Source organism: Nocardia sp. NPDC019219, assembly GCF_040632645.1.
Lineage (GTDB): Bacteria > Actinomycetota > Actinomycetes > Mycobacteriales > Mycobacteriaceae > Nocardia > Nocardia sputorum.
Window position 1 is genome coordinate 141,434 of sequence record NZ_JBEYCG010000019.1, and the last position, 14,422, is coordinate 155,855.

Here is a 14,422-nt window from a genome sequence, read left to right on the forward strand (position 1 = left end):
CGTCATGTTCCCGCGCCATGCCGTCACCGATGATCACGGCGTTTCGGACCATTACGAGGTGGCCCGGGAGAAGATCCGGGAATTCGCTCGCGCCGTGCAGGATTCGCATCCCGCGCACTGGGACGATTCCAGCGCCGCCGCGCTCGGTCATCGGGGCCTGGTCGCGCCGATCACCTTCGCGTCGGCGGTCGGCTCTCTCGCGCAACGGTCGCAGATGCGGGCCGCGCTCGACGGTTACGACCCGGCGCAGCTGCTCCACGTGGATCAGGACATCCGCTGTCACCGCCCGGTGGTCGCGGGAGATCGGCTGACGCACGAGGTCGTCGTCGATTCCCGGCGGTCCACACCGAGTGGTGACCTCATCGCCGTCACCACCGTCATCCGCGACGGGATGGCGAACCCGGTGCAGACCGTGCACACCACCCTGGCCGGGCGCGCTCAGGAACTGGCACCGACCGTGCGGGCCCTCGCGATGCTCGACCTTCCGGTACCGGCGGCGGCCCGGCTCGCGCCGCAAGCCGTGCGGTCGACCTCGCTCACGAGGGAGGGGAACGCCCGCATCGCCGTGCCGGGATTGACAGTGGGACGACGATTCCCCGACCGCGTGTTCCGCTTGTCCCGCGGTGAACTCGTGCACTACGCCGGGGTCTCCGGCGACGTCAATCCGATTCATTGGAGCGACGAGGCCGCCCGGCACGCGGGTCTGCGCATGGTGACCGCGCACGGCATGCTGACGATGGGTCTCGGCGCCGCGTGCCTGAGCGAATGGCTCGGCGTCGCGGACGGCGTCGTCGGCTACTACGTGCGGTTCGCGAGCCCGGTTCCGGTGGCGTCCGACAGCATGGCCGAGATCTCCATCGGCGGCGTGGTCCGATCCGTCGACGACGCCACCGGGCGGGCGACCATATCGCTCACCGCGCAGTGCGACGATGTCGCGGTTTTCGCGGGCGCCACCGCCACCGTGTACACGAGGTGATCCTTGTCGCGGGCGCTTCATCGATCCTGTTCGTAGGTGTGTTCCGGCGCGGCCACCCTCTGATAGCCGGTGACGCGGAGGGTCGGTACGAGGTCGGGATCGTGTTGTGCGCTCCCCGGCTCGACGAAACCGCGGACCTCGAGCCACGCGTCGTCCTCGATCGTTTCGGTCATCCCGGCCAAGTGGACCTGCACGTATCGGGCATCGCCGACACAGCACGTGATGACTACTCGGGCGAGGTCGGCGTCGGGCGTGCCGGGTCGTTGCCGACCGGGATCGTCGGGCCGCATGACGAATCCGCTGACCAGCACCTCCCTGCCGTCCAGAGAGCGATCGGCGTCGAGCAGCGCCCGGTTCACCAGCTCGACGAGCCGCAGCGCAGGCACCGCGTCCGCGGGCAGCGGCGGAAACGACCGCTGCTCCGGTCCTGCGCTGGATGATTCGCGTGACACGACCTGGACCCGGCTGCTGGTCACCGCCGCTTGGGCGCCCAGGGCGGGCGGAGCGATGAGCAGCAGTGCGGCAGCCGGAAGCAACAGCAGCCACTGGACCCGGCCACTGCCGTGCGCGTGGTCGTGCTCGTCGGCGGCCGCCGCCGCGCCGTGCCTGATGTCGCGCCCGATGGCCACTAGTCCCAGCAGGATGAATCCGACGCCGCTGACCACCAGGAACGGATACAGGCTCGGCTTCACATAGCGCAGGTACGAGCCGTCGAGCGCGGTCCACAAGACCGCGCCGCCGATCAACAGCAACAGCAGATTCTGTGTCTCCCGCCTCATCGAGCGCCTCCCAGCAGAATGTATCCGGCGATCGTGCCGCACAGCACGGCCACCACGAAAGTCAACGGAGCGAACCGCAGCGCGAACGAGCGCCCGAACGCGCCCGCTTGCATGGCGAACAACTTCACATCGACCGCCGGGCCAACCACCAGGAACACCAGTCGCGGCAGCAGCGGCAACGCCGACATGCTCGCCGCGACGAACGCGTCGGCCTCCGAGCAGAGCGCGAGCGCGATCGCCAGCACCGCCAGCACCACAACCGCCAAGACCATCCGACCGGCCAGGTGCTCGTACCAGGCGGGCGGAACCAGCACGTGCAGCGCGGCGGCGGTCGCGGCGCCGAGCACCAGAAACGCACTCGCCTGCAACAGGTCATGGCGAGCGGCTTCGGTGAAGACCTCCCAGCGGGTGCGGCCCACCGCGCAGTGGTCGTGCCTGCCGCCGGGTAGCAGCCACGCCGGCCGTCCGATCCTCGACCAGATCAGTCCCATCACCATCGCGGTGGCCAGCGAGCCGGTGAACCGCGCCGCGACCATACCCGGCTCGCCGGGGAACGCCACCGCGGTGGCGATCAGCACGACCGGGTTGATCGCGGGCGCGGACAACATGAAGGCCAGAGCCACCGAACCCGGCGCTCCCTGCTCGGTGAGCCGCCGCGCGACCGGCACCACCCCGCACTCACAGCCCGGCAGCGCCATACCGGCCAGGCCGGCCACTCCGATCGCGGCGGACTCGTTGCGCGGCAGCACCCTCCGCAGCATAGCGGGCGAGACGAACGCCGCGATCGCGCCGCTGACCAGGACCCCCAGCACCAAGAACGGCACCGCCTGCACGAACACGCCGGCGAAGACCGTCACCGCGGTCTGCCACCGCGCCGAGGACCCGACTACGCGGACCAGGGGAGCTTGCAGGCCCACCGCCAGGACGATCAGCGCGGCGAGCACGTAGGTCGAGGACACTCTCGTCCGTACCGAGTTCAGCGTATTCTGCGCGAGCACTCCTCCATCCTGGCAGCACGTGCCGCCGAAACGGATTGTGGTGCAGTGGTTTATGTCGCCATCAGACCAGGCCTGCGGTGACCGGTCCGGTGTCGTGGCTGCCGACCCAGGCCAGGTAGCCGTCGGGTCGCACCAGCGCCGCTGTCACCCCTGCCCACTCCGGTCGGTCGTGGATCGGAACCGCCCGCGCGAGCGGTAGCTCACCGACCGGCCCCAGGCCGCCGGCGATGTCGACCAGGACGTGGCGTGCGTCGGTGAGAGCCGTGAACAGCGACCGGCCGTCGGCGAGCGGCAGGTCCGGGGCGCGGTGACCGGTCAGGGCGTGCGCGCCGGGTGCGGCGGGGTAGGCCACCGACAGTCCGGACAGCTGCTCGGCGAGCGTGCGAGCGAATTCGGGTCGGTTGCCGATGAGGTCGGACAACAGGGTGCGCAACTGCCTGCCGTCCGACGAGAAGGAAGTCATCAGCGCCGCCTGGGCTTGGGTGCTGCGCAATGCCCGGGCGCCGACCGGGTGCCGCTCGGTGTGATAGGTGTCCAGCAAGCCTTCGGGTGCTCGCCCCGATACGGTGGCGGCGAGCTTCCAGCCGAGATTCATCGCGTCCGCGAGGCCGAGATTCATTCCGACCCCGCCCGCGGGCATGTGCTGGTGTGCCGCGTCACCGGCGAGCAATATCCGGTCGGCTCGGTAGCGTTCGGCTTGCCGCGAGGCGTTGCCGAAGCGGGACAACCACGTGGGGGAGTGCATCCCCCACTCGGTGCCCGCGATCGCCAGGGTCTTCGCCCGCAATTCGTCGAGGGTGAGTGCGCCGGGCCGATCGGTGCGCAGATCCTTGGGCGTGATACCGATCAGGCGATAACAGCCACCGGGCAGCCGCACAACCATGAGCAGGCCCGCCTCGGTCCATTCGCTCAGGACGGGCTGCGGTGGTGGGTCGGCGAGTTCCACATCGCCGAGCCAGCCCAGCATCGTGGATTCGGTTCCCGGATAGGCGATGCCCGCGGCCTGCCGTACCGTGCTGCGGACCCCGTCGCATCCCACGACCCATTCCGCTTCGATGGCGGCTCCCTCATCGAGGTGTACGACGACCGACTCGGTTCGCGCGGTCAATCCCGCGACGCGACGCCCGCGCCGGATGTCGGCTCCGGCCGAGCGAGCGTGCGTTTCCAGGAGTTGTTCGGTGCGCACTTGCGGAAGTGACAGCGTGAACTGGTACGGGGTGTCGAGCAGCCGGAAATCCAGCCGAGTGGCCAACGCGGCGAAGTGCCCGCTCGGAATCCGGCTGCCTTCGGCGAGAAATCGGTCGAGCAGCCCTCGCGACGCCAGCATTTCGAGAGTGCGAGGGTGGATCGCCAGCGCTTTCGAGTTCGGGTCCGGCTCGGCGCGCGCCTCCAGCACGAGCACGTCGACGCCGCCGAGGCGCAGTTCCGCCGCCAGCCACAATCCGACCGGACCCGCGCCGACCACGACGACCTGGTGATGACGCACACCCGACCTCCTTCTCGGAAGTCACCACATGGTGGTGAGAATCAGCTTTCGTGGTGGAATCGGCTGCCGAGATCGGTGCCGAGGCGTTCGGAGTCGAGGAAGCGATGTACGGGAGCGACCAACCTCGGGGCGATGGATCCGACCGTGGCGAGCAGTCGCGTTTCGATCGGGGCGACGACGATCTCATCGACGTTCTCCCGGATGGCGCGGACGACAGCGTCGGCGACCTGCTGCGGCGTGGCCGTTCGCATTCCGGGTGGAAGCCGACTGCCGCTCTCGGCGAACATCCCCGCGTCACGGACGAATCCCGGCTCGACGATGGACACGCCGATTCCGGCGTCGTGCAGATCGTGCCGCAGGCCGAGCGCGAAGCCCCGCAGGCCGAATTTGGTGGCGTTGTAGAGGCTCACGCGCGGTGCGGGCAGCAGGCCCGCGACCGAGCCCATGAAGACGATGTGCCCCTTCCCGCGGGTGATCGTCTGCACGGCGAACTGACGGGCGAGCAGCATCGGCGCGCGCAAGTTGACCTCGAGGACACGGTCGATGTCGGCTGCGGAGAAGTCGAGAAGATGCCCGCCTGCCGGTAGACCGGCGTTGGCGATGAGCACGTCCACCGGCCCGGCCTGGTCGAGCAGGCGCGAGAGGTCCTCGTGGTGCGACAGATCCGCGGGAATCACCGTGGCGTCGAGCTCGGCGGCGAGCGCGCACAGGGTGTCGGCGCGACGGCCGGTCAGCACCAGAGCCGCACCGCGGGAGGCGAGTTCACGCGCCACCGCGTGACCGAGACCGCCGGTGGCGCCGGTCAGCAGCACTCTGGCGGACGCCAGATCCACTGGGGACATGATCGGGTCCTTTCGTATCGTCGGCGATCGAGGTGGCCAGGGCGCCGTCGCCCCGGCGGCCGCGCTGCGCCCGGTTCAATGGGTGGAAGCGGCTGCATAGGCGCGGAGAAAGGCACGGACGCCTGAGGTCACGTCGGCTTCGACGACACCGGGCTCGGCAGTTACGGCGCCCCAGAAGGTTCGGTCGTTGGCCTCGCCCGCGGCGAGCAGGACGAAGTGGACGGCCGCGCGCTGGGGATCATCGAGGTGAAGCACGCCCCGCGCGGCCAACTGGGCGAATTTCTCGGCCAGCGCGGCATGTACCGCGCGCGGGCCGGAGTCGAGCCACGCGTCGAGGACCGCGCCGGGAATGTGATCGGCCTCGGCGCGGATCTGGCGGACAAGGGCGAAGTGGTGCTCGTCGCCACCGACGACAAACGCCCGGCCCAGGGCGATCAAATCGGCCTCGAGGTCCACCATCTCGCCGAGGTGGTGTTCGATCGCAGCGCATCGACTGGCGCGCGCGTGCGCCGCGCTGTCGACTATCACCGCGGTGAACAGCTGTTTCTTATCAGCGAAGTGCTTGTAGATGGTTCGCGTCGAAACCGCGGATTCGCGTGCGATGGCATCGACAGAGGCGCGGGCATAGCCGTCGCGACAGAACACCGCGCGGGCTCCTCGCAAGATGGAAGCGCGCTTGTCCGAACGCAACCGGCGGTGCACCGCCACGTCCCGGGTCGTCACGATCGGTCGGCCGAGTCGCCCGGATGCGCTGCCGCGTCGCCCGGTTCGCGTCGTGGGATCGGTACTTCGGGGACGACCATCCGGCATTCCTCCTGCATGTGCGGTGCCGCCAAGCGGCGACCAGGCTGCCACGAGAAGAGTACAACGATCACTTTACCCGGTGAGTCGACCGGCCGCCAGGCCGCCGACCGGCGAGAAGCTTTGCGCGACAACTACTCCCGTTTCCGTGAGCAGCGAGTTCGCGATGTGCGCCGACTTGCCGAGGTGTACGCGGCGGCCAGGTTCCCACCGGGGTCGGGGTATGCCCGCCGGTGATGCCGTGGGCGCCGCGGCAGTGTGTGGGGCAGCGGATCGCCCGGGCGGAATCGCCGACCGTCGGCCGGGCGCTGGTGCGGCGAATTCCCGTCCTGCGCTCGGCGATTCCTTCGAAGAAGTGCAGCTCGAGCACGACCGGGTGGCCTACGGGTTGTACGAGCTGCCGGCGAGCTGGTAGGTCGGCGCGCTGAGCGAAAATCTGACACCAACTGGATTCATAGGCGTAGTAATCGTGTTACTCTACGGTGGGCCTGCGGTTGTGACATGTCTCATGTCCAGCGGCTATCGCGGCTGAGGTCACTCCGGCGACGGTGCCGGGTGGAATTCACGGAGAGTTGATCGATGTATCGACAGCATGGGCGTTCTCGGGCGGGGTTGCGGCGCTGGGCCGCTCCGGTGGCGGTGGCGGTGGCCGCGGTGTGCGTCGCCGTGGTGACCGGGGTGGGGATGGACACGCGCGAGGCCGCGGCCGCCCCGGTGGGCGACTTCTACGTCCCGCCCGCGCAGATCCCGCCGGAACCGGGCGCGATCATCAAGACCGCGCCGATGGCGCTGTTCGCGACGCTGCCCACGGACAAGGGATGGCCGGGCAAGGCGCAGCACGTCATGTACACCTCGCGGCTGCAGGACGGGTCGCCGGTCGCGGTGTCGGGAACTTTCATCGACGCCACCGGTCCCTGGCAGGGGCCGGGGCCGCGCCCGACGGTGGTCATCGGCCCGGGCACCTCCGGCCAGGGCGACCGCTGCGCGATGTCGGTGGCCTTCTCCACTGGGGTCACGGTGTTCACCGACCCCTCGCCGGGCCTGTCGGCCAATCAGGAACTGCCCGCCTCGGTGGTGTGGAGCGGTCTGGGCGCACGGGTGCTGGTGACCGATTACATCGGTCTGGGCACACCGGGAATCCACACCTACGCCAACCGGATCGAGTCGGCGCATGCCGTCCTCGACGGCGCCCGCGCGGCCAACAACCTCGCTGGAGTCGGTCCCGAGACACCGCTGGTGTTGTGGGGTTATTCCCAAGGCGGCGGGGCCACCGCGGCCGCGGCGGAGCTGCAACCGGAGTACGCGCCCGAACTCGCCCTGAAAGGGACCTGGGCCGGCGGGCCGGTCGCGGACCTGGCCGCGATCCTCGAGCGCATCGACGGCTCGCTCATCAGTGGCGCCATCGGATTCGCGATCAACGGTCTGCTCGCCCGCTATCCCGAACTGCAGAAGGCCGTCGACCGGGTGACCAGCCCCGCTGGGCGCGCGATGCTGGAGACGCTCAGCGACGAATGCATCGGCGACATCATCACCCGGCACGCCTTCATGAGGACCGGCGCGATGACCAACGACGGCCGTTCGCTGACCGAGCATCTGGCCGCGATTCCCGAGGCCGCTCCCGTCCTGGCCGAGATGCGCGTCGGCAACCACACTCCGGTGACGCCGGTGCTGATCACCAGTGGCCTGAACGACGACACCGTCCCCTACGGCCAGGCGCGCCGGCTCGCCGAGGATTGGTGCGCGAAGGGCGCTACGGTCACCTTCCGCACCAACGACCTGCCGCCGATCCTGCCGGGCGCCACCGTTCCGAACCATTTCGGACCCGAGATGATCGACGGATTCGGTCCCGACAACGCGATCACCTATCTGCTGGATCGCCTCGCCGGAAAGCCTGTCTCCGGCTGCACCATCGACTGAATATCGTTCTGCCCACGCCCAGCGGAGCCGTCATTCGACAGCTGTCGAATGACGGCGGGTTCACCTCCTGAACCGGCTGCACGCGTCCGCCCGGCCGCAGCGCGACCGTGACCGCAGGGAACCTGATGTTGCATGCCGAGCCCGCGCCCGTGACGAGCCGGTCGCGGGCTCGCCCGAAGGGGCAAGGGCACTGTGATCGCGGCCGGTCACCAGCGCGGCCGTCGGCCGTGAAAGGCGGACGAATACGCGGGCTTTCACATGGCGTGGCCCCGAAGGACGCTCAGCCGTTTCCGGACGGTGACGACGATCCGGCGCCGCGCGGAGCCGGATGTGGATGCCGCGTAGGCGCAGGCGAGGATCAGGGCGCAGCCGAGCAGCTGCGGCATCGTGGGGTGTTCGCCGAGGACGACAGCGGCCAGGCCGATCGCGCCGACGGGGGTCAGCAGCAGCATGGCCGCGCTCGCCGTGCTGCTCAGCTGCGAGGTGGCCAGGGCGATCAAGAGCCAGCCACCGATCTGCCCGCACACCGCGGTCAGGGCCAGCCAACCCAGCGGCCCCCAGCCAGGCGTGTAGGTGACGCCCGGCCACACTGCCCCGACGACGGCCGCGGAGGCGAGCACGACCCGGTAGGACTGCGCCACCTGTCCGCCGTGCCCACCGCGCCGCAGGAGGAAGAGGAACGCCGAATAGCACAAGGCGGCGAGGAGGGCGTGGGCCGTGCCCCAGGCTGGGGCGCTGCCGGTGGCTCCGGTCTCGAAGAGGCCACCGGTGAGCAGAATGCCCGCCGCCATGAACGGCAGCACGACGAGGAACGCGCGCGGCACCGGCTCGCGGTCGATGAGCAAGGCCAGCACGGGAACGATGACGACCTGCGCGTTCACCAGCACCGCGGTCAACCCGGCGCCGACCTCGGCGATCGCTTGCGTCCACAGCAGCGCGTCGGCGGCGAACAGTACCCCGGCGACCGCCGCGATCGCACCGCGCCGCCAGGGCAGCGCCCCTTCTGTGGCGCGTTCCGCGCCGGCGAGCGGCCACAGCAACGGCAGCGCGAGCAGACATCGGAACAACGTGGCGGTGGCCGGCGAGGCGCCGGACAAGCCGATGAAGATCCCTGATGTGGCGACGCCGAGCGCACCGACGGCCATCGCCGACCGAGGCCGAGCCCGAGCCGCGCGCGACACCGCCCCGAGCACTTGTCGCCGTTCGGCGATATCGACCATCACTCGACGCTACAACCGGAGAATCGAAGGGAACATCCGAATATTTCGCGCCGGGGGAGTGCCGAGCCGAGGACCGGTTCGGGGAGCGCTGCTTCGAGCCCGGCGCGGTGTGCTGAGATTCGGTGTGAATCCTTTGACGACGTCCGGTCCTCTCATAGTTGTGCCGGCAACCGGGCCGGCACGGATCGAGGAGGTTGTCGTGATCGTTGCCGCCATCGCCGTCGCCGTTCTGCTGGTCGGCTGGTGTAGCGTCACCCTGTTCCGCCGCTGGAGCCGTTCCCGTGACTGACCGCGTCTGGCCTGACGAGCAATTGGTCACCGCCGCCCGAGAGGGCGACGTCGCGGCCATCACCGCACTGGTGTCGGGTTCCTACCCGCATGTTCGCCGGTTCGCCCACACCCTGTGCGCGTCCGCCGAAGACGCGGAGGACGCCGCGCAGGAGGCGCTGATCATCCTCTACCGCAAGATCGGGACGTTGCGGGCCTCCGGCGCGCTGGCGTCGTGGATGTTCCGCATCGTCCGCAACGAGTGCCTGCGGCAGTGGCGCATGGTGACCCGGCACTTCGAACCGATCCCGGATTCCGCCGTGGCGTCCGCCGAGGAGGAGGCCGTGCGGCGGCTCGAAGCGCGCCGGGTGGCGGCGGTGATCGCCGCCCTGCCCGCCGACCAGCGGCAGGTGCTGATCATGCGCGACGTCCAGGGATACAGCGGCCGGATCGTCGCGCACATGCTCGGCTCGAGCGTCGCGGCGATGAAATCACGTCTGCACCGCGCCCGAGCGGCGGTCCAGCACGAGCTGCGGAATACACCGCAGCCGACTCCGGAAAGGAGCGAAGTACATGACTGACGAGCGAAGTTTCGCCAGCGCCTCGGTGCCACGGCACCTGGCCCGCGGCGTCATCGGATTCGGCGCGCTGATCGGCGCCATCGCGTTGATGCCGGTCGTCGGGGCGTTCAGCTTGCTGCTCGCACCGGTCGGATTTCTCGCCTTGCGCGGATGCCCGACCTGCTGGCTGATCGGACTGATGCAGACCGTCTCGCGGGGCCGCCTGCAGCGGTCGTGCGCCGACGGTCAGTGCCGATTGACCACAGCTGGACACGGCGGGGCCGAGCACGGGAGAGACGATCGGGCGCCTGCCGCGTTCGGCTCTCTGTCCTCCGATCATGTGGCAGAGTTCGCCTCGCGGCGCTTCTCGCGGCAGGACTGACGCAGCCGTCGCCCTCCGAGTCCGAGCGCACGTCATTTCGGGGTGCGCTCGGATTTCGCCGGCGGCCGCGTGACTGCCCGAATTGCTCCGACGACGCCACCGGCTCGAGTGCGCGGATCTTCGGTTCGCTCAGGCCGACGCGTGAACAGTTCTGTAGCCGCGCACAGAGCATCCTGAGCGACGCTTCGCGAATACGGTCGGCCCCGCCGCAGTTCCGTGCGCCGCATCGCAGTCACCGCCGAGGCGGCACCTCGTCTTCGAATTTCGGAAGCGCCTGCGCGGCCGGATATCTCGTAGCAAACGCCGCGTCGTAAACGGTGCTTGGCTAAGTGATCCTTCCCGGGGCACACTCTAAGTAACGACGTCCGGCGCAGCCGGTCGAACGCGGGGGCGAGGTCCGACAGCACATGAGGATTCGGCCGAGGCAGCAGCTGCTCGAGCTGTGGCGAGCGGTGCTCGCCTGTTCCTACCCGGACGGAAAGTGGGTCTGGGGCGGACGCGACGGCGCCAATTCCATCAGCGACGCCGAACAACTGCTGTGCTTGCTGTATCCGGCGACCGAGATCGAAGCGTTCGCGCTGGACCAACCGAACGACATGAGTTCCGACGTCAAGGCCGCGCTCGCCCCGTTCGGCGAGGAGACCCGCATCGGCGGTGTGCTGGTCGATCTGGTGGAGGACTACCTGCGCCGCTACACCGGACCCGACGGCGAACCGATCTTCGCCAGCGGCTCCTATCTCCGCTGCGGCGACGGCAGCCCGCTCAGCGCGGCGCAATCGGCGGTGGAGGTGGTCGACTCCTACTCGATGTCGCTGAGCCTGTGCATCGCGGCGCTGCGGTTCCTGCGCGGATTCCTGCGATTCGTCAGCGGCGAGGTCCGCCGGGAGGCCCGGCAACTGCGCGAGCGGATTCCGGTGGTGATCGAGCAGATCAGCGCGCGGCTCACCGCCGCCATGGCGGGCTTGGTCCGCAGTTTCGTCATCCACACCCCGGAGCCGCACACCGAGTTCGGGCAGTCGATCGTCTACATGCTCAACCAGACCCGTACGTCGCCGGACGAGATCATCGAACGGCTGTCCACGCAGCTGGAACGCCTGCGGGTGCAGGCGGCCAACGAGGTCAGGCTCAGCCAGACCACCGAGATCGATATCGCCGACGACGGACGGCTGTTCGAATGCGGATGGAGCTGGGGCATCGTGCGCAGCGCCGAACCCATCGACCTGGTGCCCGGGAGAACCAGCAGCGTGGCCGGGCACGCCGAATCCCGTCCCTACCTGTACTTCACCGCCGTCGCCCTGGACGGCATCCTCGACCTGTCCTCGCAGCGTATCCGGGAACTCGATCTGCTCACCGACGAGCAGCGCGTCCTCGCCGACGCGCTGCAACTGCGTTTGGAGCTGACGCGCAACTACTGGTCGAGGGTCGCCCGCTTCGGCAGCGGCCGCTGGCCGCTGGAGGACATCCCGTGGCGCACCGCCGACGGCGAGGAATCGGAGTACTTCAGTCTCGTGATCACCGCGATGCTCATCCAGGACCTGGTCTACCGGGACAGCACCGAGGATCTGGCGCGCACGGTGGCCGTGCTCGACCAGCTCGGCCGCCGCGGGCGCATCACCAGCCGGTTCACCGTCGATGATCCGGCCGCGCCGCTGCACTATCCGGGCGTGCGGCTGGGCTTGACGGGCAGCGAGGAGGTCGCCGAAGGAGTGCAACTGGTCTGGTACGTCCCGGATTTCGCGACTCTGCTGCTCAAACGCTGCCTGCAAGCCGCACGCCTGCGCACCGACGTGGACACCCGTGACCAGCTGATGGCGCTGGCCGAAGCCGCGATGGACCACCTCGACCAGCGCGTGCTGCGAGACGGGCCGGTAGTGGGGCTGTGGGACGACATCGGCCGGGTGGTCGGCACGGCGGACGATTTGCCGGAAGGGCCGTCCTGGTTCGTCACCGAGCGCGTGATGGAGTGCCTGGTCATCGCGTACAGCACGTTCGAGCAACCTCCGCTGGCGCCCCAGGCGATGGTCGCCCGCGCGGTGGATCTGCTCAGCGAGGCCGAGCATCTGCTCAATCAGGAGGAACTGGAGGTCGAAGGCCAGGATCTGTCGCCGAAACAGGCCGCGGTGAACCGGATCCGGCAATCGCTGGACCGGGCCCGGCGCGTGCTGCGCGATCGTCCCGGCACCGCGTACAGCCTGGCCACACAGGCGTTGGTCCAGCTCGACGAACTGGCGTACGCCCGCCGGGACGCGACACGGTAGGGGCGGCATGGTGCTGGTGTTCTCCACCTCCGACAAGGGCGGCACCGGACGGTCGGTGACCAGTTGCAACATCGCCTACCGGCTGTGCCGCTCCGGTCTCAACGTCGCCTACGCCGACTTCGACCTCGGCTCGCCCACCGCCGGTGCGCTGTTCGAGATCAGCTCGACCGAACGCGGCGTGCCGCGCGGCGGCGTGCATTCCTACCTGCTCGGAGAGAGCGGAACCGTGGCCCGCGTCGACGTGGGCGCGGCCACCGATCGGCCGGAACTGCGGCGCATCGCCCCGAATTCGGGCCGGCTGGTGCTGCTGCCCGGAGACGAGGGCGGCGCCGAGTTCCTCACCGACGACGACGCGGTGGTGCAGCGGTGCGCCGAACTGCTGGTGGCGCTGGATCAGGAATTCCGCGTCGTGATCGTGGATCTCAGCGCGGGACGCTCCGCGGCGCTGCAGATCGCGCTGCAGGCCACCGCCCTGCCGCAGTTGCGCGAGCGCACCGCGCGCTGGCTGATCTTCCACCGCTGGACTCGCCAGCACATCCTGGCCGCCGCCGGCCTGGTGTACGGCTCGCACGGATTGCTGAAGGCCGGCGCCGAATGCGGACACGACCCGGAGGAGTTGCTCGGCTCGGTGCGTTACGTGCGTACCGCGGTGCCCGACGCCAACTGGGACGGAGTCGCCCAGCGCCCGGCGCAGGCGGCGTGGCTGCAAGAACAGGACACCGCGTTGCGGCGGCTGGCGACCGCCAAACGGCTCGGCACCACGGCGGTCCTGGGCTCGACCCCGATCGAGCCGGTGTTGCAGCGGCGCGAGCAGCTCATCCTCGACGCCGACGTCAACGCACAGATCGCCAACGAGGGCACCGCCCTGGCCTATGCCGAACTGGCTCGCCGGCTGATCGACATCGCCACGTGGGAGAGGCTGTAGATGCGGGATACACAGGGCTACAGCGAGGCGACCGAGGAGCCCCGAATCGCTTCCATCCCGTTGTCGCACTTGTCGATCGAGGTCGGGCATTTCTATCCCAACGACATCACCTCCGATATCGAACGGGTCGGCGCGGAGTTCCGCCGCATCGTCCCGCTGGTCGCGGCCTTCGTCGAGTCGGCCAAGGTGCAGTACGGTCCGAACGCCAGGGTGAGCACCTGCTACCTGATCGACGACTACTTCCAGCCCGACACCGACCCCTCCGCCATCCTCGCCAAACTGCTGGCCGCCGCGGAGGAGTCCGGGCTGGTCATCGACTATCTGGCGCGCGAGTCCGGTTGCTGGCGCGCCGCCAGGTTCGTCGACGGTGTGGCGTTCGGTGAGCCGATCCCGGTGGCGGAGCTGGTGGCCGCGCGCATCGTCGCCGAGCCCGCGCCGCCGAGCACCGGCCGCAGGCCGCCGACCGCGGAATCGGGGTGGTTGTGCAACGGCCGCCGGTCGTCGGAGGACGAACGCGGCCAAGCCATGCGCCAGCGCAGTTATCAGCCGCCGGAGGAGTTCGGCCGCCGGGAGCACTCGATCTTTCTCGACGTGGAATTGTGGAGCAAGCACGTCGTCGACGGGGTGACCGTGACGAGGTGGTCGTGCCCCTTCCTGGCCGCCGTCTGGCATCTGCTGCGACTCGGCATGCTGCGCTATCACGGTGAGGCCGTGGTGGATCCGCAACCATGGCACCGCGAAGACCGCACGCCGCGCCGCTGGCACGACATCCCGCCGGTGGTGCAGCTCAACCCGGCCGCGGCGCCCTTCGCCGCCTACAAGACCCTGTCGATGTTGCCCAAGCGATACATCGGTATCGAGCACGCCGTGCGGCTGGTGCTCGACCACCTCGGTCTCGACGACGACGTGCTCGAGCAGATCATCGGCCGCGGCGCCGAGGAGGTTCCGCCGGTGCCGGTGCCGCGCCAGGTCAGCGAACGGCTCTCCCACCTGCTGCTCGACGGGACCTGA

Annotated in this window: 13 protein-coding genes; 7 read left to right on the plus strand and 6 right to left on the minus strand. The window is 69.4% G+C overall.

Annotation, left to right across the window (positions count from 1 at the left end; translation table 11 throughout):
- The first annotated feature begins 4 nt into the window (after nt 1-4).
- Nucleotides 5-976 (plus strand): fused (3R)-hydroxyacyl-ACP dehydratase subunits HadA/HadB, encoded by a 972-nt coding sequence (locus ABZ552_RS28865; RefSeq protein WP_357441099.1) that lies wholly within the window; start codon nt 5-7, stop codon nt 974-976.
- A 17-nt stretch (nt 977-993) separates the two neighbouring features.
- On the opposite strand, the gene ABZ552_RS28870 is transcribed toward ABZ552_RS28865, so the two are convergent.
- The 5 genes from ABZ552_RS28870 to ABZ552_RS28890 form a co-directional block, all read right to left on the minus strand.
- Nucleotides 994-1,755, minus strand: coding sequence for a TIGR03943 family protein (locus ABZ552_RS28870; protein WP_357441102.1), 762 nt, complete (start codon nt 1,753-1,755; stop codon nt 994-996).
- The gene (locus ABZ552_RS28875; protein ID WP_357441104.1) at nt 1,752-2,753 is read right to left on the minus strand and encodes a permease; all 1,002 of its coding nucleotides are present in this window, start codon (nt 2,751-2,753) and stop codon (nt 1,752-1,754) included. The genes ABZ552_RS28870 and ABZ552_RS28875 overlap by 4 nt, the downstream gene beginning before the upstream one ends.
- A 61-nt stretch (nt 2,754-2,814) precedes the next feature.
- Nucleotides 2,815-4,239, minus strand: a complete 1,425-nt coding sequence (locus ABZ552_RS28880; RefSeq protein WP_357441107.1) for an FAD-dependent monooxygenase — start codon at nt 4,237-4,239, stop codon at nt 2,815-2,817.
- 41 nt (nt 4,240-4,280) lie between these two features.
- Nucleotides 4,281-5,081 carry an SDR family NAD(P)-dependent oxidoreductase gene (locus ABZ552_RS28885; RefSeq protein WP_357441110.1) on the minus strand — a complete coding sequence of 267 codons (801 nt, stop codon included), beginning with the start codon at nt 5,079-5,081 and terminating at the stop codon, nt 4,281-4,283.
- Nucleotides 5,082-5,156: 75 nt separating this feature from the next.
- Nucleotides 5,157-5,804, minus strand: a complete 648-nt coding sequence (locus ABZ552_RS28890) for a TetR/AcrR family transcriptional regulator (RefSeq protein ID WP_357441113.1) — start codon at nt 5,802-5,804, stop codon at nt 5,157-5,159.
- 657 nt (nt 5,805-6,461) lie between these two features.
- Here ABZ552_RS28890 and ABZ552_RS28895 point away from each other — a divergent pair.
- Nucleotides 6,462-7,799 (plus strand): lipase family protein, encoded by a 1,338-nt coding sequence (locus tag ABZ552_RS28895; RefSeq protein WP_357441116.1) that lies wholly within the window; start codon nt 6,462-6,464, stop codon nt 7,797-7,799.
- Between the two features lie 254 nt (nt 7,800-8,053).
- On the opposite strand, the gene ABZ552_RS28900 is transcribed toward ABZ552_RS28895, so the two are convergent.
- Nucleotides 8,054-9,019: a DMT family transporter gene (locus tag ABZ552_RS28900; protein ID WP_357441119.1), complete on the minus strand. Its 966-nt coding sequence runs from the start codon at nt 9,017-9,019 to the stop codon at nt 8,054-8,056.
- A 281-nt stretch (nt 9,020-9,300) separates the two neighbouring features.
- On the opposite strand from ABZ552_RS28900, the gene ABZ552_RS28905 reads away from it, so the two are divergent.
- From ABZ552_RS28905 to ABZ552_RS28925, 5 genes are all read left to right on the plus strand, one after another.
- A complete protein-coding gene (locus tag ABZ552_RS28905) occupies nt 9,301-9,867 on the plus strand; it encodes an RNA polymerase sigma factor (RefSeq protein ID WP_357441121.1) in 567 nt (188 codons plus the stop codon).
- Nucleotides 9,860-10,228: a hypothetical protein gene (locus ABZ552_RS28910; RefSeq protein ID WP_281873311.1), complete on the plus strand. Its 369-nt coding sequence runs from the start codon at nt 9,860-9,862 to the stop codon at nt 10,226-10,228. The genes ABZ552_RS28905 and ABZ552_RS28910 overlap by 8 nt, the downstream gene beginning before the upstream one ends.
- Before the next feature lie 407 nt (nt 10,229-10,635).
- Nucleotides 10,636-12,486: an SCO2524 family protein gene (locus tag ABZ552_RS28915; protein WP_281873310.1), complete on the plus strand. Its 1,851-nt coding sequence runs from the start codon at nt 10,636-10,638 to the stop codon at nt 12,484-12,486.
- Between the two features lie 7 nt (nt 12,487-12,493).
- Nucleotides 12,494-13,411 (plus strand): SCO2523 family variant P-loop protein, encoded by a 918-nt coding sequence (locus ABZ552_RS28920; protein WP_357441125.1) that lies wholly within the window; start codon nt 12,494-12,496, stop codon nt 13,409-13,411.
- On the plus strand, nt 13,412-14,422 hold the full coding sequence (locus ABZ552_RS28925; RefSeq protein WP_357441128.1) for an SCO2522 family protein: 1,011 nt from the start codon (nt 13,412-13,414) through the stop codon (nt 14,420-14,422).